This window comes from Gordonia sp. LUNF6 (assembly GCF_047041125.1).
Classification (GTDB): domain Bacteria; phylum Actinomycetota; class Actinomycetes; order Mycobacteriales; family Mycobacteriaceae; genus Gordonia; species Gordonia sihwensis.
On record NZ_CP178181.1, the window covers coordinates 924566 to 949773 of the forward strand.

Annotated in this window: 20 protein-coding genes; 11 read left to right on the forward strand and 9 right to left on the reverse strand. The window is 68.4% G+C overall.

Annotated elements, in window-relative coordinates; translation table 11 throughout:
- Positions 1 to 89 precede the first annotated feature (89 nt).
- Together ACK8HH_RS04450 and ACK8HH_RS04455 are read right to left on the reverse strand one after the other, a co-directional pair.
- Complete coding sequence (locus ACK8HH_RS04450; RefSeq protein WP_006894763.1) at positions 90 to 1583, reverse strand: FAD-dependent oxidoreductase; 1494 nt, start codon at positions 1581 to 1583, stop codon at positions 90 to 92.
- Positions 1584 to 1593: 10 nt separating this feature from the next.
- Complete coding sequence (locus ACK8HH_RS04455) at positions 1594 to 2604, reverse strand: AurF N-oxygenase family protein (RefSeq protein ID WP_006894764.1); 1011 nt, start codon at positions 2602 to 2604, stop codon at positions 1594 to 1596.
- A 161-nt stretch (positions 2605 to 2765) separates the two neighbouring features.
- Here ACK8HH_RS04455 and ACK8HH_RS04460 point away from each other — a divergent pair, with 161 nt between their 5' ends.
- Complete coding sequence (locus tag ACK8HH_RS04460; protein ID WP_006894765.1) at positions 2766 to 4454, forward strand: cation:proton antiporter; 1689 nt, start codon at positions 2766 to 2768, stop codon at positions 4452 to 4454.
- A gap of 15 nt (positions 4455 to 4469) precedes the next feature.
- Here ACK8HH_RS04460 and ACK8HH_RS04465 read toward each other — a convergent pair whose 3' ends face one another.
- Positions 4470 to 4769: a hypothetical protein gene (locus ACK8HH_RS04465; protein ID WP_006894767.1), complete on the reverse strand. Its 300-nt coding sequence runs from the start codon at positions 4767 to 4769 to the stop codon at positions 4470 to 4472.
- A gap of 176 nt (positions 4770 to 4945) precedes the next feature.
- Between ACK8HH_RS04465 and ACK8HH_RS04470 the strand changes: the two genes are divergently transcribed.
- Both ACK8HH_RS04470 and ACK8HH_RS04475 read left to right on the forward strand, forming a co-directional pair.
- Complete coding sequence (locus ACK8HH_RS04470; protein ID WP_006894768.1) at positions 4946 to 5812, forward strand: universal stress protein; 867 nt, start codon at positions 4946 to 4948, stop codon at positions 5810 to 5812.
- 140 nt (positions 5813 to 5952) lie between these two features.
- Positions 5953 to 7167: an MFS transporter gene (locus ACK8HH_RS04475; protein ID WP_006894770.1), complete on the forward strand. Its 1215-nt coding sequence runs from the start codon at positions 5953 to 5955 to the stop codon at positions 7165 to 7167.
- Here the strand turns inward: ACK8HH_RS04475 and ACK8HH_RS04480 are convergent.
- Entirely contained in the window at positions 7121 to 8695 is a 1575-nt protein-coding gene (locus ACK8HH_RS04480) for a dolichyl-phosphate-mannose--protein mannosyltransferase (protein ID WP_375002557.1), read from the reverse strand. The genes ACK8HH_RS04475 and ACK8HH_RS04480 overlap by 47 nt on opposite strands.
- A gap of 35 nt (positions 8696 to 8730) precedes the next feature.
- Between ACK8HH_RS04480 and rsmI the strand changes: the two genes are divergently transcribed.
- Together rsmI and ACK8HH_RS04490 are read left to right on the forward strand one after the other, a co-directional pair.
- Positions 8731 to 9603, forward strand: coding sequence for a 16S rRNA (cytidine(1402)-2'-O)-methyltransferase (gene rsmI / locus ACK8HH_RS04485; RefSeq protein ID WP_006894772.1), 873 nt, complete (start codon positions 8731 to 8733; stop codon positions 9601 to 9603).
- Positions 9604 to 9605: 2 nt separating this feature from the next.
- Positions 9606 to 10682: a tellurite resistance/C4-dicarboxylate transporter family protein gene (locus tag ACK8HH_RS04490; protein ID WP_412475573.1), complete on the forward strand. Its 1077-nt coding sequence runs from the start codon at positions 9606 to 9608 to the stop codon at positions 10680 to 10682.
- On the opposite strand, the gene ACK8HH_RS04495 is transcribed toward ACK8HH_RS04490, so the two are convergent.
- The 5 genes from ACK8HH_RS04495 to ACK8HH_RS04515 all read right to left on the reverse strand — a co-directional run bounded on the left by ACK8HH_RS04495 (position 10651) and on the right by ACK8HH_RS04515 (position 18219).
- Positions 10651 to 11856 (reverse strand): aminodeoxychorismate synthase component I, encoded by a 1206-nt coding sequence (locus ACK8HH_RS04495; RefSeq protein WP_412475574.1) that lies wholly within the window; start codon positions 11854 to 11856, stop codon positions 10651 to 10653. The two genes, ACK8HH_RS04490 and ACK8HH_RS04495, sit on opposite strands and share 32 nt — an antisense overlap.
- On the reverse strand, positions 11853 to 13424 hold the full coding sequence (gene metG, locus ACK8HH_RS04500; RefSeq protein WP_045537763.1) for a methionine--tRNA ligase: 1572 nt from the start codon (positions 13422 to 13424) through the stop codon (positions 11853 to 11855). Before metG ends, ACK8HH_RS04495 begins: the two co-directional genes overlap by 4 nt.
- A 31-nt stretch (positions 13425 to 13455) precedes the next feature.
- On the reverse strand, positions 13456 to 15825 hold the full coding sequence (locus tag ACK8HH_RS04505; RefSeq protein WP_045537778.1) for a glycoside hydrolase family 65 protein: 2370 nt from the start codon (positions 15823 to 15825) through the stop codon (positions 13456 to 13458).
- A gap of 127 nt (positions 15826 to 15952) precedes the next feature.
- Entirely contained in the window at positions 15953 to 16684 is a 732-nt protein-coding gene (locus ACK8HH_RS04510) for an HAD family hydrolase (protein WP_045537780.1), read from the reverse strand.
- Between the two features lie 2 nt (positions 16685 to 16686).
- On the reverse strand, positions 16687 to 18219 hold the full coding sequence (locus ACK8HH_RS04515) for a DUF222 domain-containing protein (protein ID WP_412475575.1): 1533 nt from the start codon (positions 18217 to 18219) through the stop codon (positions 16687 to 16689).
- Between the two features lie 272 nt (positions 18220 to 18491).
- Between ACK8HH_RS04515 and ACK8HH_RS04520 the strand changes: the two genes are divergently transcribed.
- The 6 genes from ACK8HH_RS04520 (at position 18492) to ACK8HH_RS04545 (ending at position 25154) form a co-directional block, all read left to right on the forward strand.
- On the forward strand, positions 18492 to 19370 hold the full coding sequence (locus ACK8HH_RS04520) for a TatD family hydrolase (protein ID WP_006897675.1): 879 nt from the start codon (positions 18492 to 18494) through the stop codon (positions 19368 to 19370).
- 76 nt (positions 19371 to 19446) lie between these two features.
- The gene (locus tag ACK8HH_RS04525; protein WP_006897676.1) at positions 19447 to 20559 is read left to right on the forward strand and encodes a resuscitation-promoting factor; all 1113 of its coding nucleotides are present in this window, start codon (positions 19447 to 19449) and stop codon (positions 20557 to 20559) included.
- Positions 20560 to 20623: 64 nt separating this feature from the next.
- Positions 20624 to 21520: a 16S rRNA (adenine(1518)-N(6)/adenine(1519)-N(6))-dimethyltransferase RsmA gene (rsmA, locus tag ACK8HH_RS04530; protein ID WP_006897677.1), complete on the forward strand. Its 897-nt coding sequence runs from the start codon at positions 20624 to 20626 to the stop codon at positions 21518 to 21520.
- Positions 21520 to 22440, forward strand: a complete 921-nt coding sequence (locus ACK8HH_RS04535) for a 4-(cytidine 5'-diphospho)-2-C-methyl-D-erythritol kinase (RefSeq protein WP_006897678.1) — start codon at positions 21520 to 21522, stop codon at positions 22438 to 22440. Before rsmA ends, ACK8HH_RS04535 begins: the two co-directional genes overlap by 1 nt.
- A 67-nt stretch (positions 22441 to 22507) precedes the next feature.
- Positions 22508 to 24325: an ABC-F family ATP-binding cassette domain-containing protein gene (locus tag ACK8HH_RS04540; RefSeq protein ID WP_045537767.1), complete on the forward strand. Its 1818-nt coding sequence runs from the start codon at positions 22508 to 22510 to the stop codon at positions 24323 to 24325.
- Positions 24326 to 24485: 160 nt separating this feature from the next.
- Complete coding sequence (locus ACK8HH_RS04545) at positions 24486 to 25154, forward strand: DUF4282 domain-containing protein (protein WP_006897680.1); 669 nt, start codon at positions 24486 to 24488, stop codon at positions 25152 to 25154.
- Positions 25155 to 25208 lie beyond the last annotated feature (54 nt).

The following is a 25208-nucleotide window of genomic DNA, read 5'->3' on the forward strand; positions in this document are numbered from 1 at the left end:
GAGATGAACTCTTCATTCGTTAGACGCACGCGGAGCTTGTTCGGCTCCATCGTTCATCCACAGGCCGGCGTGGCCCGTCTCCTCTCGGGTCAGGCCGGGACCGGTGCGGTTCCGGGCCGGGGGAGGGCGCCGGCCTCGGCGTCCGCGAGCAGATTCGCCACGGTTTCGCCGGAGTCGGTCTTGTTGGTGCCGATGAATCCGGTCGGGCCGCGCTTGATCCATCCGGTCACGTACAGGCCCGGAATCGCCTCGCCGTTCTCCACCACGCGGCCGGCGACGTTCGCGACCGTGCCCTTCTCGTCGTCGAAGGGCAGACCCGGAACGGGGCGACCGCGGTAACCGATGGCCGTGAGCACCAGACCCGCGTCGATCACCGACTCCTCGTCGCCGCCGGTCTTGACGAACCGGACTCCGGAGGCATGCCCGTCGCCCAGGATCTCCACCGGGGTGAGCCCGAACGACAGCCGGATGAAGGGCTCGGCGGGCTTGCTCCGCTGCGAGATCTCCCGCAGTAGATTCACCTTGGCCGCCACCGTCGGGTCGTCGATGTTCGTCGCGTCGACACCGGACAACTCGGCGGGATCGACCCACACTCGCGCGGGACCGTCGGCGAGGCCGATCAGCTCCGGGAGCGTGAACGCCGCGTGCTCGGGACCGCGGCGCGCCACCACAACCACTTCGCGCAGATTGGACGCGCGCAGTGCCGCCAAGGCGGTGGGATCGATCGTCGTCGGTGCGAGCCGATCGGTGTCGGCGGTGAAGATCCGCGCGACGTCGAGGGCCACGTTGCCGTTGCCGATAACGACCGCTCGCTCGGCCGAGAGATCCGGTGCGGCGTACGCGAAATCGGGGTGGCCGTTGTACCAGCCGACCACCGAGGTGGCGCTCTGCACGCCTTCGCGATCCACACCGGGGATCTGCAACGGCCGGTCGGTGGGTGCTCCGCCCGCCCACAGCACTGCGTGGTGAGCACTGCGGAGCTCGTCGAGCGAGACGTCGCGGCCGATCTCGGTGTTGAGCAGGATCTGGATGTTCGGATGACGCGCGATCTCGTTGAAGAGGTCGGTCACCGTCTTGGTGGACAGGTGATCGGGCGCGACGCCGAAGCGGACCAGACCGAAGGGTTCCGGCAGACGCTCGTACACCGTGACCCTGACCTGGCGATGCTTCAGAAGCTCGTCGGCGGCGTACATGGCCGACGGTCCCGAGCCGACGATCGCGATGCGCAGTTCGTCGGGTGTCGCGCCGCCCAGCGCCGCGGGCTTGACGATGGGCGCCATCGGCAGCCGCCAGTCGGTGCGGACCGGGAAGCGCGTCTCGGTCGGCGCCGGATCCGGGTAGTGACCGGCGTTCACGTCGGCGAAGCGCGCGGCCTCCTCGGGAAGTCGGTGCCCCGGGACGATCGCGCCGACCGGGCACGCGCTGACGCACGCACCGCAGTCGACACACGTCGACGGATCGATGTAGAGCATCTCCGAGATGCCGAAGTCAGGCTCGTCTGGAGTGGGATGAATGCAGTTGACCGGGCATGCGTAGACGCACGAGGCGTCGCCGCAGCAGGCCTGCGTGATGACGTGAGGCACTGTTGTCTGTTCAGCTCGCGTTGTAGGTGGGCTCGCTGCGGTAGCGAGAGGAACGGCCGTCGATGCCCATCGCGCGCCACACCTGGCGGGAGGCCGGGTTCATCAGGCCACACTGCTCGGCGAGCATGCGGACGTCGCCGAACACGCCGGACAGGAAGATCTGCGACTGCTCCGACTTCCAGAAGATGTCCTTCATGACGCTCTTCGGCACGTCGAACTCGCGCTCGAAGTCCTTCGGCGGAACCACGATCGCGCTGCACAGCACGCGCATGACGATCGGCATCGCGATCGACAGTGCGAACTTGGTGATCGGGCCCTTGCGGGGGACCGTGTTGCGCAGGTGGTTGTGCGCGAACGAGATGTGCCGGGCCTCCTCGGCCACGTGGAGTTCCATCACCGCGGACATCGCGGGGTGCAGTTCCTCGCGTGCGCGCAGGAAGTCCTTCTGGATGTGGTCGATCGGCTCTTCGCCCGCCAGGACGCCGAAGTAGAAGATCGTCGGCCAGAAGGTGGAGAACAGCGGGATGATCGGCGATGCACGGCGCAGCCACCAGCGCATTCCCTTGGTGTCCATGCCGATGCGGTTCACCAGCTCCTGGAACATGAGGGTGTGGTTGCACTCCTCCTTGGCCTCGTGAGTGGTGTAACGGAACCGCTTGTCACCGTTCGGGAGGCGGTCGGCGTACTGCATGAGGCCGCGGATCAGGATCGACTCGAACTGAAGACCGACCTTCGCGACATTGGCCTGGCGCCACATGCCGATCTTGATCTGCTTCTCCTTGGGGAGGCTCTGGTACCAGGGATGCCGGCCGATCGGGTCCACCTTGTACGAGAGGATCCACCGCGGATCGTTCGGGATCACGGCCATGTGCGGCGCGTCCCAGTCGATGTCGATGTAGGGGTCGAAGTTGCGTCGGACCGACGCGGTCGAGAGGTCCTCGAGGACCTGCTGGTAGTCGGTCCCGGTGTCCTGCTTGGCAGGCGGTGTGTACGTGGTGGGCCGGGGCTGCGTGGACGTCATTGTCTTCTCCTGACTTGCGTCGGTGGACGAAGGCCGCCGAAGTAGAACTTGTTGTCCCAAGCGTCGCACCGCAGCCCGATCTTGTCAATGTTCGATGGCACAGTCAGTGTGGACATATGGCGGTGTCGCGGGTCACACCGCCGGCAAGGGAGAATGACCGCGTGGAGATCGTGGGAATCGTCGTCGTGTGCGTGCTGGCGGTCGCCGGCGCCAACCAACTCGCCCCCCGCGTGCGGATCGCCGCGCCGTTGCTGCTGGTCGGTTTCGGGGTCGCCGTGAGCTACCTGCCGGGAGTCCCGCCTATCTGGGTGGATCCGGAGGTCGTGTTGATCGGCGTGCTTCCGCCGCTGCTGTACGCGGCGGCCGTGGCGCTGCCCGCGATGGACTTCAAGCGCGACTTCCAGGCGATCAGCGGACTGTCGATCGTGCTGGTCGTGATCAGCGCACTCCTGCTGGGACTGCTCTTCATGCTGATACTGCCGGACGCGGATTACGCCACCGGGGTGGCGCTCGGTGCGATTCTCAGTCCCACCGACGCGGTCGCGACCACCACCGTCAAACGGGTCGGTGCGCCGCAGCGGCTCATCACGGTGCTCTCGGGGGAGAGTCTGTTCAACGACGCGAGCGCGCTGGTGGTGCTCCGCGCCGCGATCGCCGCGATGGCGGGCGGACTGTCGATGGTGGGCGTGGCCCTCTCGTTCGTCTGGGCGATCATCGGCGCCGTCATCGTCGGCGGCGCGGTGGGCTGGGTCTTCATCGTCGCCCGCGCGCGCATCTCGAACGCCGCGGTGGCGACGGCGGTCTCGTTCACCGCGCCCTACATCGCGTACGTGCCGACCGAGATCATGGGCGCCTCCGGACTGGTGGCCGCGGTGGCCGCCGGACTGGTGACGGGCCGAGGGTCGGTGCGCAGGCTCACCGCGGCGCACCGGCAGTCGGACCAGCAGACGTGGCGAACCGTCGAGTTGCTCTTGGAGGGCGGCGTCTTCCTGCTCATGGGTCTCGAACTGAAGGCCCTGGTGATGGATGTGACGGCGAGCCACGAAAGCGTCATCCACGCCTTCTGGCCCGCGGCGATCGCGTTCGTGCTGTTGATGGTGATCCGGTGGGGATTCGTGATGACCCTGGTCGCGGCCATCTCCCGGCGGTCGCGCAGGGTGATCGCCCGGGAGCCGATTCTCGAGCAGATGCAGGACCGACTGGGAGATCCCGACGCGGCCGCCGACCGGCTGACGCGGCGGTTCCAGCGCCGGATCGACCGGCGGCTCGCGGACATCGAGTACTACCGGACCGAGTCGATCGGCTTCCGCGAAGGACACGTGGTGGTCTGGGCGGGGATGCGCGGTGTCGTCACGCTGGCCGCGGCGCAGACCCTCCCCGCCGACACGCCGTACCGTTCGCTGTTGGTACTCGTCGCCTTCGTCGTCGCGACCGGGTCGCTGATGATCCAGGGCAGCACGCTGGGTGCGTTCATCAAATGGATGAGGCTGCCCGACCACCGTGCCGACGCGGCGCGTGAACTGCAGCGGCTGAACCGGGAGATGGCCTCCATCAGCGTCGAAGTGCTCACCGACCCCGCTGTCTGTTCCGACAGCATGCTCGCCCGCAATGTGGAACAGGTGCGCTCGCTGGAGGCCTCCGACGACGGCGACCCCACCGGCGACGTCCTGGACCGGCGTCTGCGCAACGCGGTCGAGATGCGGCGCGTCCGACGCGTCATCATCGACCGCCAGCGTGCCGAACTCATCGATCTCCGCGACCGCGGGGCCTACAGCTCGGAGGCCCTGACCTCCGCGCTCGCGCGCCTCGACGCGGAGGAGATCAGCCTCGACGCGCAGGCGAACCGGTGAGCGGCTGCGGCCCGGTCAGTCCACGATGACGCTGGGCAGTGCGCCGGTGAACCAGAGAAGCGAGAGCGCCAGCAGGAACCACGTCGCACCCTGCCAGATCTGCCACCGGCCGCCCGATTTCCAGTTCAGGTAGGTCCGGACCATCGCCGCCAGGGTCCCGAGGATCACGACGCTCGGGGCGGCGAGGATGAAGAACTCGTTGAGTCCGCCGCTGGTCGACATCGCCGCGATCAGCACCACGACTCCGAGTGCGACGGTGACGCAGACATGCGTCGCCGCGTCGCGGATCTCGCGCGGGGCGGTGGTGGTCGACATCGTCAGGACACCTCGATTGCGTCGGGTTGGGGACGTTTGACCTCTATTGTACGGATCGACACACCCGGACCTAGTACCGATGCGGCGGCCGGGCTCTTGGTGAACAATGGGAGCCGAGGCTTAGTACGGAAGCCGACACAAGGGCTCCGGGCCGGTGTGAAGGAGAGCAGTCGCAAATGAGCTTGATTCTGGTCGGCGTAGACGGATCGCCCGAATCGACCAATGCGGTTCGGTGGGCAGCTGCCGCGGCTGCCCTCGAGGACCTCGATCTGAAGATCGTCGCCGCATACAGCTCCACCACCAGTGACTACGCCCCCGGCCTCGTGATCCCGCAGGATGTGATCGACGCGATCCGCAGCGAAGCAACCGGGTTCGTGCAGGAGGCCGCCGCCACCGCTCGCGAGGTGGCTCCGGACGTGAAGCTGAACGGCTCGATCGTCGAGGGAGACGCCGCTCGCGTGCTCCTCGAACTCGGCGAACACGCCCAGATCACCGTGCTCGGCACGCGCGGTCTGAGCAGTGTGAAGGGTCTGTTCCTCGGTTCGGTGAGCACCAGCGTCGCCGCGCACTCGAAGGGCCGCGTCGTGATCGTACCCGGCGGGGCCCTCGGCGGTGACGGACCGGTCGTGGTGGGCGTCGACGACTCCAAGATCAGCGACCCGGCGGTGGCCGAGGCGTACCGCCAGGCCGATCTGCGGAAGAAGAAGCTGGTCGCCGTGCACACCTGGACTCCGCTCGATGCCGACGCCCTGCACGGTTTCGGTCTCGACGAGCAGGAGATCGACGAGATGTCGCAGCAGGCGGTCGAGGCCGTCGCCGAGCGCATGGCCGGATACGGCCAGGACTACCCAGATGTGGAGGTGGAGCGCGTGGTGGTTCCGGAGGAGCCGGCGAAGGCGATCCTCGACGCCGCGGGCGACAAGGCCTCGCTGATCGTCATGGGCAGCCGTGGCCGCGGCGGCTTCACCGGACTGCTGCTGGGATCGCGCAGTCAGAAGGTGCTCCATCACGCGCAGGTGCCGGTGATGATCGTCCGCCGCTGACGGCAGCGTCGGTAGCGAGACAGGGTTTCGACAGGAGCCGGGCGCGGAAGCGCCCGGCTCCTGCACGTTCGCGGCGGCCGCCGACCGTCGCCGACCGGATGAGCGGGCCGGTCGCGCGCACCCGATAATCTGAGTCCACAATGAAGAACCTGCCTCGCGGACTGTGGATCCTGCTGATCGCGAACGCCGTGATCGCGCTCGGCTTCGGTCTCATCGCCCCGGCGCTGCCGATCTTCGCCAAGACCTTCGACGTGTCGTCGGCGGCGGCCGGGTTCGTGGTCTCGGCGTTCGCGCTGATGCGGCTGCTGTTCGCGCCCGCAGGCGGCCGTCTGGTGACGATCCTCGGGGAACGCAAGATCTACCTGACCGGATTGCTGATCGTCGCGCTGAGCACCGCGGCCTGCGCGTTCGCGCAGAGTTACTGGCAACTGCTGGTGTTCCGGGCGGCGGGCGGCATCGGTTCGACGATGTTCACCGTCTCGGCGATGGCATTGCTGATCCGGCTCTCGCCCCAGGAGGTTCGGGGACGGGCCTCCGGATACTTCTCGGCGGGCTTTCTCGTCGGCAACCTCACCGGACCGCTGATCGGTGCGGCGCTGGTGGACTTCGGTCTCCGTCTGCCGTTCGTGGTGTACGCGATCGCGTTGCTGGTCGCGACCGCTGTGGTGGCGACGTTCATGCCCCCTCCGCCCGAGCCGCAGCGCGCCGACGCGGCCGACGCGGTCCTGCCCGCTGCGCCGGCGTTCTTCGCATCGCTGCGACAGCGCGAATACCGCGCGATCCTGACTTCGAACTTCGCGCAGGGCTGGGCGTCGATGGGGGTCCGCGTGGCACTGGTGCCGATCTTCGTCCAAGACGGGCTCGGTTACGGGACGGCCTGGGCGGGCATCATTCTGGCGTGCTACGCCGCGGGCAACATGATTGCGATCCTGCTGTCGGGCCGGTTGTCGGATCGATACGGGCGACGAGCGGTGATGATCCCCGGACTGATCGTGGCCGCTGCGGGGACGCTGCTGCTGGGCTATTCGCCCGACATCTGGATCGCGCTGGCGCTGACCGCCGTCGCCGGCGTCGGCTCAGGCCTGTTCGCACCCACGCACCAGGCCGCGCTCGGCGACATGCTGGCGGGCAAGCGGCGTGGCGGATCCGCGCTCGCGGCCTACGGCATGGCCTCCGACCTCGGCGCGGTGTCGGGCCCGATCCTCACCGGTCTCGTCGCAGACGTCTTCGGTTTCGGCCCGGCCTTCATCGTGACGGGCTGTGTGGTGCTGCTGGCCCTGGCGATGTGGCTGGTCACACCGCGTCAGCTCACGACCAGCTCGGCAACCAGATCTGCTGACCCCATTCGACGTTAGAGATCGGCGCGCCGGTCAGAACCGGCCAGAGCCACACGAAGTTCGCGACCACCAGCGCGATGTACAGCGAGACCACCAGGACGCTGATCAGCCGTCTCTCCGATGTGGCGCCGCGGGGTGCGGCGCGCAGGAGGTCGCCGCAGACCAGTGCCAACCCCATCACCAGGAACGGGGCCATCGCCGTGGCGTAGAAGAAGTACATCTGCCGGTCGATGTCGGCGAACCAGGGCAGGATGCCCGCGCCGTATGCGGCCAGGACCGCCGCGTAGCGCCAGTCGCGGCGGGACACGATGCGCCAGAGCGCCCACACGATCATCGGCAGCGACAGCCACCACATCGCCGGCGTCCCGATCAGCATCTGCGCACGCACGCAGTCCGAACCACCGCATTGATCAGGCCCGTAGGAGATGGCGTAGAGCATCGGACGCAGACCCATGGGCCAGGTCCAGGGTTTCGACTCCCACGGATGGTGATTGCCCGCCGCGTTGGTCAGCCCGGCGTGGAACTCGAGGATGCCCGACTCGTAGTACCAGAACGACCGGACGGCCGCAGGCACCCAGGAGAACGGGCCGCCGGTGCCGATCTTCTCTCCGACCACGTAACGGTAGACCGAGGTCTCGGACGAGAACCACGGTGCGAAACTCGCCACGTACATGAGGAAGGGGAGCACGCCCAGTGACGCCGCCGACGGGATCAGGTCGCGTCGCAGCACACCGACCCACGGACGCCGGACGCGGTAGGCGCGGCGTGCCGAGACGTCGAAGGCCAGTGAGAGCAGCGTGAACACGATGACGAAATAGGCGCCCGACCATTTGACGCCGCAGGCCAGCCCCAGCATCACCCCGGCGGTGAACCGGTACCAGCGGAAGCCGAAGCGCGGACCGAAGGGGGAGTCGTCCATCCGGCCCTGCAGCCACACCCGGTGCATGCGCTGGCGCATCTGATCGCGGTCGGCGATCAAGGCGGCGAAAGCGAGCACGATGAACAGGATCTGGAAGATGTCGAGCATCCCCATGCGAGACTGCACGAACAGCACGCCCTCGCAGATCGCGAAGACGCCGGCGATCGCACCGATCAGCGTCGACCGCGCCATCCGCCGGACCGTCAGATACACCGCGAGCACGATGATCACACCCGAGACCGCCGACATGAAACGCCAGCCCATCGGGTTGTAGCCGAACATCCATTCGCCGCCCGCGAGGATCCACTTGCCCACGGGCGGGTGGACCACCAGGCCGTACGCGGGATTGTCCTCGATGAAGTTGCCGCCGGTCAGGACCTGCCATCCCTGAGGGACGTAGTGCTTCTCGTCGAAGACCGGTGTGCCCTTGTCGGTCGGGTGCTGCAGATCCCAGAACCTGGTGGCCACCGCGATGAGGACCAGGATCGCGCCGACGACGGTGCCGCGGAGCCGGTCGGTGGGCCCGAACACCGGCTCCGGGACGCGCGGACCGGGTGCCGTGCCGAGGTCTTCGGTGAGCGCGCGGTCTTCCGCGGTCGCGCGGTCGAGGATGGCGGCGGGGGTCACCTGTGCGATGGTAGCCGGATCAGTAGTCTGAGTCGGTGACCAGTAGTGACGGACAGTCGAGCGCAGCGGGGGCCGGACGGCTGGTGCTGGCCGGGACTCCGATGGGACAGCCCGGCGACGCGTCGCCCCGGCTCCGCGAGGCGCTCGGTTCGGCCGACATCGTGGCCGCCGAGGACACTCGCCGGACGCGTGCGCTGGCGGCGGCGCTCGACGTCGAGATCAACGGCCGGGTGATCAGCTACTACGACCAGGTGGAAGCGTCCAGAGCGCCGGCTCTGGTGGAGGCGATCGTCGGGGGAGCGACGGTGCTGCTGGTGACCGATGCGGGGATGCCGTCGGTGAGCGATCCCGGCTACCGGCTGGTGGTCGCGTGTGCCGACGCGGGGCTGCCGATCACGTGTCTGCCGGGTCCGTCCGCGGTGACGACCGCGCTGGCGCTGTCGGCGATGCCGTCCGAACGGTTCTGCTTCGACGGCTTCGCTCCCCGTAAACAGGGCGCGCGCCGGGACTGGCTGGCCGAACTGCGCACGCAGCCGCGCACGGTCGTGTTCTTCGAATCTCCGCACCGGCTGGCGCAGACTCTCGCCGACGCCGCCGATGTGCTGGGTCCGGACCGCCGCGCCGCGGTCTGCCGGGAGCTCACCAAGACCTATGAGGAGGTGCGGCGTGGCCGGCTCGACGAGCTCGCCGAGTGGGCGGCCGATGGCGTCAAAGGCGAGATCACCGTCGTGATCGCCGGAGCGTCCGAGACGGACGAGACGGTGGGACTCGACGAGGTGGTGGAGCGGGCCCGCCGGCTCGCAGACTCGGGGCTGCGGCTGAAGGACGCGTCCGCCCGGGCCGCCGCCGGTACCGCCTACTCGCGGCGGGACGTGTACCAGGCCGTGCTGGAGAGCCGAGGGGAGTGAGCGTGGCACGGCTGCGCGGTCTCGACGACGTGGTTCGCGAGCTGAATCCCGCCTACTTCTCCCTGGTGATGGCTACCGGGATCGTGTCGATCGCGACCGAGATCGAAGGCTGGCGGCTGCTGTCGGTGATCCTGATGTGGATCACCGGTCTCGCCTTCGGCGTGCTGCTGCTGCTCAATGCGGCCCGGCTCGCCCGGCATCGCGACGCGGTGGTCTTCGACCTCCGGGTGCCGAACCGCACTTTCGGCTTCTTCACCGTCGTCGCGGCGACGAGTGTGCTCGGGACCCGGCTGATGCTCGACGGCCATCTCGTCGCGGCCCTGGTGCTGCTGGGCTTCGCCGCCTCGATGTGGCTGGTCCTGGGTTATGCGCTGCCGCCGATGGCGTTCACCGCACGCATCGGCCAGTCGCAGCTCGAGCGGGCCGACGGCACCTGGTTCCTCTGGGTGGTGGCGACGCAGTCGGTGGCCGTTCTCGCCGCCGCCGTTCAGCCCCACGTCACCAGCGGTCAGGCCGAGCTCGCGCTGCTGGCCGCGCTGTGCTGGGCGGTCGGGGTGTTCCTCTACATGGCCGTGGCTCTGTTCGTGGCCGCGCGAATATTCATGCACCATCCGAAACCGGACCAGTTGAGCGGCGCGTACTGGATCGCGATGGGGGCGACGGCGATCACCGTGGTCGCGGGCGCGAACATCGAGAGCATGGCGGACGTGCCGGTGCTGGACGTGATGCGCGGAACCGTCGAATCGGTGTCGGTCTTCTTCTGGGCGTTCGGTACCTGGCTGGTACCGCCGTTGCTGTTCGCCGGGTACTGGCGGCATATCCGCCACCGGATACCACTCCGCTACGACGCCTCGTTCTGGGCCATCGTGTTCCCGCTCGGCATGTACGGAGTCGGCAGTCACCAGATCGGCTCGGTGAACGGTATCCCGCTGATCGATCACATCGGGCACGTCGAGATCTGGATCGCCACGGCGGCCTGGTTCGTGACCTTCGCGGGGTTCGCGGCTTCGCTGGCCGGTCGGTCGCCCCGGCTGCTGCCGCTGCGGTCTATCGAGAACGCGGGCCCGGATGCGAGGTGAAGCCGACGATCGAGGCCGCCTTGTCGAGGCATTCCTGCCACTCCGCGGCCGGTGACGAGTCGATGGTGATCCCGCCGCCGACGCCGAGCGTGAGGCCGCCGTCGGGGCCGACGGCCACCGTGCGGATCGCCACGTTGAGATCGAGCAGGCCGCCCGGGCCCGCGACGCCCACCGCGCCGCAGTAGATCCCGCGCGCGTGATCCTCCCAATCCGCGAGCAACTCGGCCGCGCGGATCTTCGGGGTTCCGGTGACCGATGCGGGTGGGAAGGCGGCATCGAGCAGGGAGCGGTTGCCGACCTCCGCACGCAGGGTCGCGGCCACCGTCGACACCAGATGCCACACGCCCGGGGCGCCGACCACCGTCAGCAGATCGGGCACGGTCACCGATCCGGTGCGCGCGACGCGCCCGAGATCGTTGCGGACGAGGTCGACGATCATCACGTTCTCGGCCACGTCCTTGGTGGACGCGGCGAGTACCGCTGGGTCGGCGGCGGCCGGAGCCGTGCCTTTGATGGGCGACGACGTCACCCGGTCGCCCCGCCGGTCCAGGAACGACTCGGGGCTGAAGCTCGCGACGGATCCCCAACCCCCGGACAACCAGGCCGCCTTCGCCGGCGCCGTGGCGGCGGCGATGTCGGCGAAGAAATCGATGGGCCGGCCGTCGAGCTGCCCGTGGAACTGCGTGCAGACGCATGCTTGGTAGACCTCGCCGTCGGCGATGGCGTTGAGGCACTTCTGGACGGCGAACAGATGTCGGTCCCGGTCGGGGGAGACCCATTCGGCCGACCACCGCCTCGACTCGGGTGGAGCCGCCGCCTCCAGCGCCGCCCGGGCCCAGTCCGGCAGCGGGGCACCGGTGGCGGTGTTCCACGACCATTCGCCGTGCGACAACGTCAGCACTCCGTCGGTGACGCCCCCGACCACCGAGGGCAGAGGGGAGTCCTCAGCCCGGACGGGGAATCCGAGTGCGCCGAACCAGTACCCGTCGGGCCGGTCGGGTGGCGCGAGCCCGGGGACCAGTTCGATCGACGGTGCGATCACCGCGTCGGCATCGGCCCAGTCACCGATCAGCCCGGCCGGGCCGGGCAGTCCGCGATCGGCGGCGGCCGCGTCGAATGAGCGGAGGACGTCGAGCGCGGAGGGTCCCCGCGCCGGCGCCGGATCACGAGTCATGCGTCCGCGGCGGGACTTTCCTGGCGCGGAAACACCGGGGCGGGCTTCGGCAGGGCGGTACCCGGCGTCAGCCGGTCGGTGACGGCGGTGAACCGGCGATCGGCGTCATCTGAGCCGACGGCGAGCAGATCGAGCAGGGTGGAGGCCGACTGCGGCATCACCGGCTGCACCAGCAGTGTCACGATGCGCACCACTTCGGCGCATACGTAGAGCACGGTGGCGGTGCGGTCGAGGTCGGTCTTGGCGAGCTTCCACGGCTCCTGCGCGGAGACGTACCGGTTGGCGTCGGCCAGCACCGACCACAGTGCTTCGAGCCCGAGGTGAATGGCCTGCTTGTCGAACTGTTCACGGACGCGCGGCAGCAGAGCGTCGGCGGCGTCGAGCAGGGCGCGGTCCTCGGCCGTGAACTGACCCGGCTCGGGCACCTGCGACCCGAAGTACTTGCCGATCATGCTGAGGGTGCGCTGGGCGAGGTTGCCGTACTCGTTGGCGAGATCGGAGTTGTTGCGCGAGACGATCGCCTCCGCCGAGTAGGAGCCGTCCTGCCCGTACGACACTTCGCGGAGGAAGAAGTAGCGCACCGTGTCGAGCCCGAACTTCTCGACCAGTTCGTGCGGGTCGACGACGTTGCCCACCGACTTGCTCATCTTCTGGCCGCGGTTGAACAGGAAGCCGTGCGCGAAGACCCGTTTCGGGACGTCGATGCCGGCGCTCATCAAGAAGGCCGGCCAGTAGACGCAGTGGAATCGGATGATGTCCTTGCCGATGATGTGCAGGTCGGCGGGCCAGTAACGTTCCAGCGTCTGCTGGTCGTCCGGGAAACCGACTCCGGTGAGGTAGTTGGTGAGGGCGTCCACCCACACGTACATCACGTGCTCGGGCGCGCCCGGGACCTTCACGCCCCAGTCGAAGGTGGTGCGCGAGATGGAGAGGTCGTTGAGGCCGCCCGCGACGAAGCTGCGGACCTCGTTGCGCCGCACGTCCGGTCCGATGAACTCGGGATGCTCGTCGTACAACGCGAGGAGACGGTCCTGATAGTTGGAGAGGCGGAAGAAGTAGGTCTGCTCCTCGGTCCAGGTGAGGACGTGACCGTTCTCGGTCGCAACGCGGTTGCCGTCCTCGTCGACGGTCGTCTCGTCCTCGGTGAAGAAGGCCTCGTCGCGGACGTCGTACCAGCCGGCGTAGGAGTCGAGGTAGATGTCGCCCGCCGCCTCCATCCGCTTCCAGATCTCCTCCGACGCCCGGTGGTGGTCGGAGTCGGTGGTGCGGATGAACCGGCTCAGATCGGTGCCGAGCGCGGCGTGCAGCGCCTCGAAGCGATCGGAGTTGGTCTTCGCCAGTTCCGCGGTGGAGACGCCCTCCTTCTCCGCGGTCTGCTGCATCTTCTGACCGTGCTCGTCGGTGCCGGACTGGAACCGGACGTCGAAGCCGTCCAGCGCCTTGAATCGCGCGAGGACGTCCGCGGAGATGAACTCATAGGCGTGCCCGATGTGCGGGGCGCCGTTCGGGTACGCGATGGCGGTGGTGATGTAGAAGGGCGACGACGCGCCAAAGGACTCGCTCGGCATAGTAGCCCGATTGTACGTGCTCGCGATTCGTCTACCGCGCTGAGCGCTGGTACGGCTCGCATCCGGGCGGGGCCTCGGGTGCGGTGCGCGGCCCGAGCCGTGGAATGCCGAGGGTGACCGGATCGTCGCCGAGGACGAATCGCTCACCGTGATGGGCGAGTTCGACCGTCGGACCCGACAGCAGTCGGTAGGTCGCGGTGTCGGAGTCGACGGCGACGACGATGCGCGATTCGCGGATCATCATGCGGAACGACATGTAGCTGAGCTTCGAAGGAAGGCGCGGGGCGAAGGTGACCTGACCGTCGAAGTCGCGCATCCCGCCGAATCCGGCGACGCAGTCGGTCCAGGCGCCGGCCAGTGCCGCGATGTGCAGTCCCGACGAGACGTTGTTGTGCAGGTCGTGCAGATCGGTGAATACCGATTCGCTCATCAGGTCGTAGGCGAGGTCGAGGTATCCGACCTCGGCCGCGGTGACCGCCTCGCAGCAGGCCGAGAGCGACGAGTCGCGCACGGTGATCGGGTAGTAGTAGTCGAAGTTCGCCAGTTTCTGCTCAGGGGTGAAGCGGTCGCCGAACAGGTACATGGCGAAGACGAGGTCGGCCTGCTTCACCACCTGCTTGCGGTACAGGTCGAAGTACGGGTAGTTGAGCAGCAGCGGGTACCTGCCCTTCGACCGCTCGAAGTCCCACCGGTCGAGTTTGGTGAACGACTCGCACTGCTGGTGAACGCCGAGTGCGTCGTCGTAGGGCACGGTCATATCGTCGGCGCACTGCGTCCAGAAGGCGGTCTCGTCGTGCGTCACGCCGAGCTGTCGTGCCACGACGGGCTGGCGCGAGCACGCAGCGACCGCGTCGCGCAGTGCCTGCTGTGCGGCGAGATTGGTGAAGACGTTGTTGTTGACGATCGCCGTGTACTCGTCGGGGCCGGTGATTCCGTCGATGCGGAACTTGCCCGCCGAATCGTGGTGGCCGAATCCGGCGAAGAACCTGGCGATCTCCACCAGCAGCTCGACGCCGCACTCGACCTCGAACGCCTCGTCGCCGGTGGCGCGGATGTAGCGGGCGGTGGCGTTCGCGATGTCGGCGGACACGTGGACTCCCGCGGTGCCGGCCGGCCAGTAGCCGGAGCACTCGTCACCGTTGATCGACCGCCACGGGAACATGGCGCCGTGCTGTGCGAGTTCGGCGGCCCGCGACCGGGCCTTGTCCATCGTGGCGTGCCGCCAGCGGAGTTCCTCGCCCGCGGCGGCGGGAACCGTGTACGTCAGCATCGGCAGCACGAAGCTCTCGGTGTCCCAGAACGTGTGGCCGTCGTAGCCGGGGCCGGTGAGCCCCTTGGCCGGGATGGCGCGCGATTGCCCGCGTGCACCGGCCTGCAGCACATGGAACAGGGAGAAGCGCACGGCCTGCTGGAGTTCGGGATCGCCGTCGAGTTCGATGTCGGCGTCGAGCCAGAACTCGTCGAGGTAGTCGGACTGCTCCTGTTTAAGGGCCTCCCAACCGGTCTCCTTGGCCATTGCCAGCGCGGCGTCCACCTGGGCGCGCAGCGCGGGCACCGACCGTCGGGCCGACCAGCCGTAGCCCATGTACTTGGTGAGCACCAGCTTGGTGCCCTGGGGCACGGCGGCCGCGACGGTGAGGCGTGCGAGGTCGCCGTCTGCGCGGATCGAGGTGTCCGCGGATGCGGGCAGTTCCAGTTCGTGGTCCATGCCCGCCGCCACGGCGAGTCCCGAGCGTGCGGTGTGGTGGACGAGAACCGCGGAGAAGTCTTCGCAGTCCGCGAGATCGGCGACCAGTGGGCGCTCCAGCGCCGCCGCCAACCGCGGATCCTCCTTGGCGGAGGCCGCCCCGCCCATCGGCTCGTTGGCGAGCAGATCGGACTGGAGGACCAGTTTCATGTCTTCACCGATCGGCTCCACCTCGTAGCGGATCGCGGCGATGGTGCGCTTGGTGAACGAGACCAGTCTTTCGGATCGGATGCGGACGGTGCGCCCGGTCGGCGAGGTCCACAGGGTGCTGCGCCGCAGGGTGCCGGTGCGGAAATCGAGTACACGTTCGTGCTCGACGGTGCGCCCGTACCTCAGGTCCATCGGCTCGTCCTCGACGAGCAGGCGGATGATCTTGGCGTCCGTCACATTGACGACGGTCTGTCCGGACTCGGGGTAGCCGTAGCCGCTCTCGGCGTAGGGCAGGTCGCGCAACTCGTAGAACCCGCTCAAGTAGGTGCCCGGCTTGTCGACGGGTTCGCCTTCCTCGAAGCTGCCGCGCAGTCCGATGTGACCGTTCGACAGCGCGAACAGGGTCTCGGTGCGGCCGATCATGTCGATGTCCAGTCCCCGCCAGCGCAACTGCCACGGGCTGACGTCGAATCCCTCCACCGGGTGCACGCCGTGCTGCGGGATGTTGACCGGGTCCGTGTGGCTCGACGTGTCGCCGTGCGTGGTGTGGGCCAGCTCGCTGGTGGTCGGTTCGATCACGGACGGTCCTTCTCGGGCTCGTAGCTGCTCGGTTCGGCGGCGCGGTGGGCGGTCAGTTCTCGGCGAGAAGATCGTCGAGGTCGGTGACGACGATAGAGGCACCGGCGGCTTTCATCGCATCCGACTGGCCGCTGCCCACGCGATCGATGCCCACGACGTAGCCGAAGTCACCGGCAGCGCCCGCGGCGACCCCGGACACCGCGTCCTCGAAGACCGCCGCGGCGGAGGGAGCGACACCCATCAGTTCCGCACCCCGCAGGTACGAGTCGGGCGCGGGCTTGCCCGCGAGTCGCTCGGCGACGATGGTGTTGCCGTCGACGCGCTGTTCCACGAACTGCGTCAGTCCCGCGGCTTCGAGGACCTGCTCGCCGTTGCGGGAACTGGTCACCACCGCGATGTGAAGCCCTGCCTCGCGGGCGGCGTGCAGGTAGCGGACGGAACCGGGGTAGGCGGTGACGCCGTCGCGGGCGAGCGCGGCGAGAAAGGCGTCGTTCTTTCCGTCCGCGATCGATGCGGCGGTGTCGTCGTCGACGGTGATGCTCCGCGACGCGAGGAAGGTGCGCACGCCGTCCATTCGGGGCCTCCCGTCGACGTAGTCGAAGTAGTCCTGGTCGGTGAACGGGCGGAGGCTGTCGGTCCGGCCTCCGATGTCGCCGCCGGCTCGTCGGGTCAGGAAGGTGTTGAACGCGTCCGTCCACGCGACGCGGTGCACCGATGCGGTGTCGGTGAGCACTCCGTCGAGGTCGAAGAGCGCAACCGTGATGTCATCAGGGAGTCCCAGCACGGTCACGACGCTACCCGCCGATCGGGGTCTCTACCCGTCAGACGTGTCGTGTCCCCGGCGGCTGCATCCGCACGGGCCGGCGGGTGCGGATTCGGCGGATGCAGATTCTTCGCTTGTCCGGCGTGGTGGATGGGGTTGAGTCGCCAGGGGTGTTCGGTGGTGGCTGGTCGCCAGGCTATGCGTCCGGTGTGGGGTCCGTCGGGGAGGATGGTGGTTTCCCATTGTCCGCGTTTGGTGCCGACGGCGCGGTTGTGGCGTCCGCAGGCGGCGCCGAGGGCGTCGATGTCGGTGCGTCCGGCGGGGGTGATCCAGTCCGGTGCGTGATGGGCCTGGGTTTGTGCGAAGGGTCGGTCGCAGCCGGGGGCGGTGCAGCCGCGGTCGCGGGCGAACAACGCCAACCGCTGCGCCTTACTCGCACACCGCGCACCGCGGCCTTGGTAGAGGACTTCGCTGGTGTGATTCCGGAAGACGGCCAGGTGCGGCACGGCGTCGGCGGCGAGCCGGACGAGTTCGCCGATCGGGATGCGGGTGCCGGTGGCGGTCAGGGCGATGCCGGCGTGGGCGGCGAGTTCTTGGTCGGTGACGGTGATGACCAACTCCGCCGGTATCCGGTTCGGTGCACCGAGTCCGCCGTGGGCGAGAACGTAATCACACAACGCCAGCAGCGCGTCGTGTGTGCGTTGGGCGGCACTGCGCAGATCCCGACCCCGCGCCGCCGCCAGAGCCTCGGCGTCGATGCCGTCGGCGTCGATGGTTCCGGTAGGTGAGTCGGGGTCGGCGGGATTGTTCATCCCGGGTGCGGCCCAGGCGGTCAAGATCACCTCGAACTTCGCCCGCAACTCCGGAGTCATCGCGCCGCGGACTTTGCTCATGAGTTGTCGGTCTTGCGGGAGGATGGTGATTCCGCGTTGGCGTTGCCGGTCGACGTGATCACTCTCCTGCCCGTCCGGATCCAGATGGGCGAGCAGGCGGTCACCGACCTTGCCCAGATCATCGGGGTTCAGTCCGGCCGCTGCGTCGGCCAACTCCGCCTCGGCACGGGCTTTGACCTCCGGCGAGATGCAGCCCGGTACTTTCGCCAGCACCGCGGAGATCACCAACGCGTGTTCGGCGCCGACAGTCCCGGCCGCGACCGCGGCGGCGGTGGCGGGCTTCCGGGGAGGCAGCGTCTGCCCTTGGAAGTTGGAGAACTCGCCGATGGTCTCGGTCATCCGGAGCCGTCGACCCGCCTCGCGGGTTCCCAGCCGCAGCCCTTGCGAGAGGTACTGGTGCGGATTCAGATAGCCGGCGGTGCGGTGCGCGTTGCGGTCGGAGACCTCCACCAACAATCTGGACGAAACGCCGTCCCAGCGTCGCCGGATGCGTTCGGCGGTCTGTGTGTGGGCCAGCAGTTCCGGTTCGGTCTCCGGTGACAGGGAGGTCTCGGCGAGCTTCACCGCCGCGGCATCGATCAGGGCGAGTAGTTCGGCGGGCCGCCCCGGCAGTGCACCGGTGGCAACGACAGTCGCGATCGAATCGGTGATCGGATCGGTCATCGCTGCCACCTCCCCCGAGTGTTTCAGCTGGTCACACCATGTTTTCTTGGATATCTGAACACTACCAATCGGGTATGACACAACTGATTTCATAGACAGACGCACGTGCGCCGGCTCAACTCTGTTACGCCGTGGGGCATCGGTGACAGGCTCGATGGTTTCGGTGGGAACCCTCGAACGGCGGCCTGGGCAGAGCGTCGACTGCGAAGTGCCCCAGTTTCCAGGCGGACCCGGATTTCCGCGACGGACACGATCTCGGGCAAGGTGGGTCTGTGACCGACTCGACGGGTGAACTCACCGCCAAGGAGATCAAGAAGCGTAAGCGACGCCTGCCGCCACCGGACCCGGAAGCGTTGCCCGGGCTGGTCGACGCACACACGCACCTGGCGGCCTGTGGCGGGCGGACGGAGGCCGACGTCCGAGCCATCCTCGACCACGCCGAGTCGGTCGGCGTGGAGCAGGTGGTCACCGTCGCCGACGACATGGTCGACGCCCGCTGGGCTGTCGCCGCCGCGCATTGGGACCGACGAGCGTTCGCGGCCGTCGGACTGCATCCCACTCATGCCGCCGATCTGGATGACGAGGCCCGAGCCGAGCTGGAACAGATGGTCGACGACCCCCGCGTGGTGGCCGTCGGTGAGACCGGTCTGGACTACTACTGGACGACCCGTTCGGACGACTGCGCGGACCCGACCACCCAACGCGACGCCTTCGCCTGGCACATCGATCTGGCCAAACGATCCGGCAAAGCGCTGATGATCCACAATCGCGACGCCGATCGCGACCTGCTGGACGTCCTCGCGGCCGAGGGGGCGCCGGAGACGGTGGTGATGCACTGCTTCTCCGGCGACCGTGCGATCGCCCGCGAATGTGTCGACCTCGGGTATGTGTTGAGCTTCTCTGGCACTGTGACGTTCAACAACTCCGGCGAGTTGCGTGAGGCCGCACTTCTGACTCCCGACGAGCAGTTGCTGGTGGAGACCGACGCACCGTTCCTGACCCCGCATCCCTATCGTGGCCAGCCCAATCAGTCCTATTGCGTGCCCTACACCGCTCGCGCGCTGGCCGCACTGCGCGGCGTCGACGATCACGAGTTGGCCCACACGCTTGGAGCAAATGCGCGCCGGATATACAAGTTTCCGTTGCGGTAACCCACCCCGATTCGTTACCGTACCGTGATCCGTGCTGCCGACGCGGATAGCTATACCCAACCCGGCAGGGAACTGTATGTCTGTCTTGAAGAGAATCAACACGTCCACCTCCATGCGCGCCCGAGTAGCCCTCGGAGCCGTGCTGACCACCGTCACGGCCGGAGCCGTCACCGGAGCTGTCATGCACAAGGAGGTGACGCTGGCGGTCGACGGACAGACCATGCATGTGAGCACGATGGCCTTCTCGGTCGGGAGCGTGCTGCGCGACAACGGCATCGACCCTGCCGACGGCGACAAGGTGAACGTGCCGCTCTCGAGTGCGCCGCGTGACAACCAGACCATCACGGTCGACCGCCTCAAGAAAGTGCAGCTGGTGGTCGACGGCAGGCCGTTGAACATCACCACCAACGCGTCCACCGTCGGTCAGGTTCTCGCTGAACGCGGCATGGCGACCAGCGCGGTGACCGCACCGCTGAACGACGTGCTTCCGGTGGACGGTGCCGATCTCGACGTCACCCTGCCCAAGCGGGTCAAGCTCGACGACGGCGGCCAGAAGTCGACGCCGAGCATTGCGGCCAAGACGGTCGGCGACCTGCTCGCCCGTGCGGGCAAGCCGCTCTCGCCCACCGACAAGGTGGTGCCCGCGGCGCAGACTCCGGTCAGCAAGGACATGGACATCCGCGTCACCCGGATCAAGACCGAGGAGAAGACCCTCACCGAGGACGTCAAGCCGCCGGAGAACACCAAGGACGACGACACGCTGACCCGGGGAACCAAGAAGGTCGAGGACCCGGGTACTCCCGGCAAGGCCGATGTGAAGTACTCGATCACCACCGTCAACGGCAAGGTCGTCAAGAAGACCAAGATCAGCGAGAAGGTTCTCGTGGAGCCCAAGGCTGCCACGGTCCGCGTCGGAACCAAGCCGGGTGCACCGGCGGTTCCGTACGGCGTCTGGGATCGTCTCGCTCAGTGCGAATCGACCGGCAACTGGGCCATCAACTCCGGCAACGGGTTCTACGGCGGCATCCAGTTCGACCAGAACACCTGGGATCGCTGGGGCGGCCAGGAGTACGCGCCGCGTCCGGATCTCGCCACTCGCGAGGAGCAGATCGCCATCGCGGAGAAGACGCAGGCCGCTCAGGGCTGGGGCGCGTGGCCGTCCTGCTCGTCGCAGATCGGCCTCCGCTGATCCTCGCCCGCGGTGCAGCCGTCCGCTGCGGCACCTCCCGACGATCATCAGTCACAATGTTCAGGTGAACATCGTCCCTGATTCGCCTCGTCTGCTCGGTCCCGCCGAGATCCGCGCACTCGCCGCAGAGCTCGATGTGCGCCCGACCAAGACGCTGGGGCAGAACTTCGTCCACGACGCCAACACCGTTCGCAGGATCGTGTCGGTGTCCGGCGTCGGTGCCGACGACGTGGTTCTGGAAGTGGGACCGGGACTCGGATCGCTGACCCTCGCGCTGCTCGCCGAGGCCGGCCGCGTGGTGGCGGTGGAGATCGACCGCACGCTCGCCGCGCGACTGCCACGGACGATCGCCGAGTTCGCGCCCGCACAGGCGGCGAACTTCGACGTCGTCACCGCGGACGCCCTCACCGTCACCCCCGCCGACCTCCCGTACGCGCCGACCGCGCTGGTCGCGAACCTGCCGTACAACGTCGCGGTTCCGGTGCTGTTGCACCTCATGGCGCAGTTCCCGACCATCCGCACCGCGCTCGTGATGGTGCAGGCCGAAGTTGCCGACCGTCTCGCCGCCGCTCCGGGCGGCCGGATCTACGGGGTGCCGAGCGTGAAGGCCCGCTTCTTCGGCGACGTGGCCCGAGCCGGTTCCGTCGGCAAACACGTCTTCTGGCCCGAACCCAAGATCGAGTCGGGCCTGGTCCGCATCGACCGCCGCGACGTCTACGGGACCGACCCGGAGCTGCGGGCGCAGACATTCGCCGCGATCGACGCCGCATTCGCTCAGCGCCGCAAAACCCTGCGGTCGGCGCTCTCGTCGTGGGCGGGCAGCGCCCCGCGGGCCGAAGAACTCCTCCGAGCGGCGGGAATCGACCCCGGGCTCCGCGGGGAACGGTGCGACGTCGATGACTTCGTCCGGCTCGCGCGCGCCGGCCACGCAGCCGGGATCGAGACCGGAGCCGCCCGATGATGGGTGGCGCGACCGCCCGGGTCCCGGCGAAGATCAATCTGCACCTGGGCGTCGGGCCGCTCCGCGACGACGGATACCACGAACTGTCGACGCTGTACTGTGCGCTGTCGCTCTACGACGAGGTCACCGTGCGCGGCGACGACGCGCTGTCGGTGACCGTCCGCGGCGAGAACCGCCGACAGGTGCCGTCGGATGCGACGAACCTCGCCGCGCGGGCCGTGGTCGCGTTGGCGCGGCATGCCGGGATGGACCCGCACGTGGCGATCACCATCGACAAGACGATTCCGGTGGCCGGGGGCATGGCCGGCGGCTCGGCCGACGCCGCCGGGGCGCTCGTCGCTGCGGCCCGGCTCTGGCGGCTCGACATCGCCCGCGACGAACTCCTCGCCATCGCCGCGGAACTGGGCTCGGACGTCCCGTTCTCCGTGGTCGGCGGCGCAGCGCTCGGCACCGGCCGGGGAGAGCAACTGCTGCCGGTGCTGCACCGCGGCGCGTTGCACTGGGTGCTCGCGGTGTCGGGCAGCGGGCTGTCCACTCCGGACGTGTACCGGGAGATCGACCGGCTCCGGGCCCGCGACGGCGATGACCAGCCCGCCGCCGCGGGCGTCGCCCGTCCGGACGAGCTGATGCAGGCGCTCGCATCGGGCGATGTGCGCGCCGTGGCCCCTTTGCTCCACAATGATCTGCAGCCGGCCGCGCTGTCGCTGCAGCCGATGCTGCGGCGCACCCTGCGGGCGGGCCGCGAGGCCGGAGCGCTCGCCGGGATCGTCTCCGGGTCCGGGCCCACCTGCGCGTTCCTGTGCGCCGACGAAGACGCCGCCGTCCGGGTGGCCGCCGAACTGTCCGGGTCCGGTGTGGCCAAGGCCGTGCGGACCGCGTCCGGGCCGGTGGCGGGCGCCCGCCTCATCGCGGTCAACTGACCTCGCCGACCACTGACCTCGCTGGACGACTGACCTCGCTGGACGACTGACTGAACGGAAAGCACGAATGCCCCCGCGTACCAATACGTCGCTGATCAACGCCGAACGCATCAGCAAGAGCTTCGGCATCAAGCCGCTTCTGGACGAGGTCAGTGTCGGCGTGCACGAGAGTGAGCGCATCGGCGTCGTCGGGCTCAACGGCGGCGGTAAGACGACCCTGCTCGAGATCCTGGCGGGCATCACCGAACCCGATTCCGGGCGCCTCTCGCGAGCGGGTGGCATCCACATCGCGACGGTCACCCAGGGCGGCGACCTCGATCCCGGCATCACCGTCGCCGACGCGGTGGTCGGCGCCGACGCCCCCGAACACGAGTGGGCCGGCGACGCCCGGATCCGCGGCATCCTCGCAGGTATCGGGGTCGACGCGATCCTCGACCGCAAGGTGGGCGAACTCTCCGGAGGGCAACGTCGTCGGACGGCTCTCGCGGCCGCGCTGGTGACCGACTCCGACCTGCTGATCCTCGACGAACCGACCAACCATCTCGACATCGAGGGCGTTCACTGGCTCGCCGAACATCTGGTGAACCGGCGCAGCGCGCTCATCGTCGTCACTCACGACCGCTGGTTCCTGGACACCGTCGCCACCCGCACGTGGGAGGTCCACTCCGGGCGCGTAGACGAATACGAGGGCGGCTACAACGACTGGATCTTCGCGCGAGCCGAACGCGCCAGGCAGGCCGATGCCGCCGAGGAGCGCCGGCGCAACCTCGCGCGCAAGGAACTGGCGTGGCTGCGGCGCGGTGCTCCAGCGCGCACGTCCAAGCCGCGTTACCGGGTGGAGGCGGCCGAGAAGCTGATCGCGAACGTGCCCCCGCCGCGCGACACCGTCGAACTCTCCGCATTCGCCAAGCGCCGCCTCGGCCGCGTGGTCATCGAACTCGAGAACGCGCGGCTCACCGCACCGTCGTCGGACGGCGCCGAGGGTCGAGTGCTGCTCGAGGACACCACCTGGCGGCTGGCGCCGGGGGAGCGGGTCGGCCTCGTCGGGGTCAACGGTTCCGGCAAGACCACGCTCCTGCGGGCGCTCGCCGGCGAGGTGCCGGTGTCGCCGGGCCGCCGCATCGAGGGCAAGACCGTCTCGATCGGCTGGCTGCGTCAGGAACTCGACGACCTCGATCCCACCCTGCGCGTGCTCGACGCTGTCGAGGAGGTGGCCGGTCATGTGACGCTCGGCGACAAGGAGTTGTCGGCGAGTCAGCTCGCGGAACGGCTCGGGTTCTCCCCGGCGCGACAGCGCACGCCGGTCGGAGACCTGTCCGGCGGCGAACGTCGCCGCCTGCAGTTCACGCGTGTGCTGATGGCCGAACCCAATGTGCTGCTGCTCGACGAGCCGACCAACGATCTCGATATCGACACGCTCCAGCAGGTGGAGGATCTGCTCGACTCCTGGGCCGGAACGCTGGTCGTGATCAGCCACGACCGGTATCTGATCGAACGGGTCTGCGACAGCACCTGGGCGCTGTTCGGCGACGGCGCGCTGACGAACCTGCCGCGCGGAATCGACCAGTACCTGGAACGACGGGCTGCCGAGACCGATGCGCCTCCGGCCCGCCGATCCGCTCCGGCCGCCGAGCCGAAGCCCGCGTCCGGTGACGGCGGACTCTCGGCCGCCGAACACCAGGCGGCGCGCAAGGCACTCGGCCGCGCGGAGCGTCAGATGGAGAAGCTCAGTGCGCAGGAGGAGAAGCTCCACGCCGAGATGGTCGACGCCGCCGTCGACCCCGAGCGGCTCGCCGATCTGGACGCCAGACTCCGGGAAGTGGTGGCGGCCAAGGAGATCGCCGAGGCCGAGTGGATGGAGGCGGCCGAACTGCTCGATTCGTGACCGCGGCGCGCGTGCGCGTGCGCCGACCCGATACGTGACGCGACCGCATCGCGTGACGGTGTCGGCCGGGGAGCCTGCGAGGGTCACAGCCAGTTGTTACGTTGTTCCAACCAAGTGTCGCCGACCTGGCGATCAGGCATGACTCCTGAGAGGTTCACATATGACGACTCCGCCTAACGATCCGTTCAACCAGCCCGAGGGCGAGCAGCCCGATCACGGTCAGTCCCAGCCCGGTCAACCGCAGCCCGGCCAGTCCCAGCCCGGTCAGCCCGACTACGGTCAATCCCAACCCGGCCAATCCCAGGCCGGTCAATCCCAGCCCGGCCAGACGCCGTACGGTCAGCCCCAGTACGGGCAGACGTACGGCCAGCAGCCCGGAGGCTACGGCCAGCCGTCCGATTACACGCAGCAGTTCGGCGCCTACAACCAGCCGACCTACCCGGTCGATCCCGGCGCCGCTCACCAGCCGCCGCCGGAGGAGTCCGGCTCCTTCCTGTCGGCGCTCTTCGACTTCCAGTTCAGCAAGATGGTCGCCACCCGGGTGATCCCGGTGCTGTACATGATCGTCACGATCGTGTTCACCATCATCGCCGCGATCGCACTGATCGGCGGCGTGATCTCCGGCTTCGCCGAGATGGGCGACAACGTCGGCGCGGGCCTGTTGACGGTGATCGTGGCACTGATCATCGTGCCGCTGGTGTACCTCATCTATCTGATCCTCGCGCGCGTGATCTTCGAGCTGTACATCGCGATCTTCAAGATCAGCCAGAACACCGCTCGTATCGCCGAGAACACCGGCCGCGTCGCGGAGAACACCTCCCGCAGCTGATCGGATACTCGGGCGGGTCGAGCGGTCGCTCGACCCGCCCGTTCTCTTCTGCGG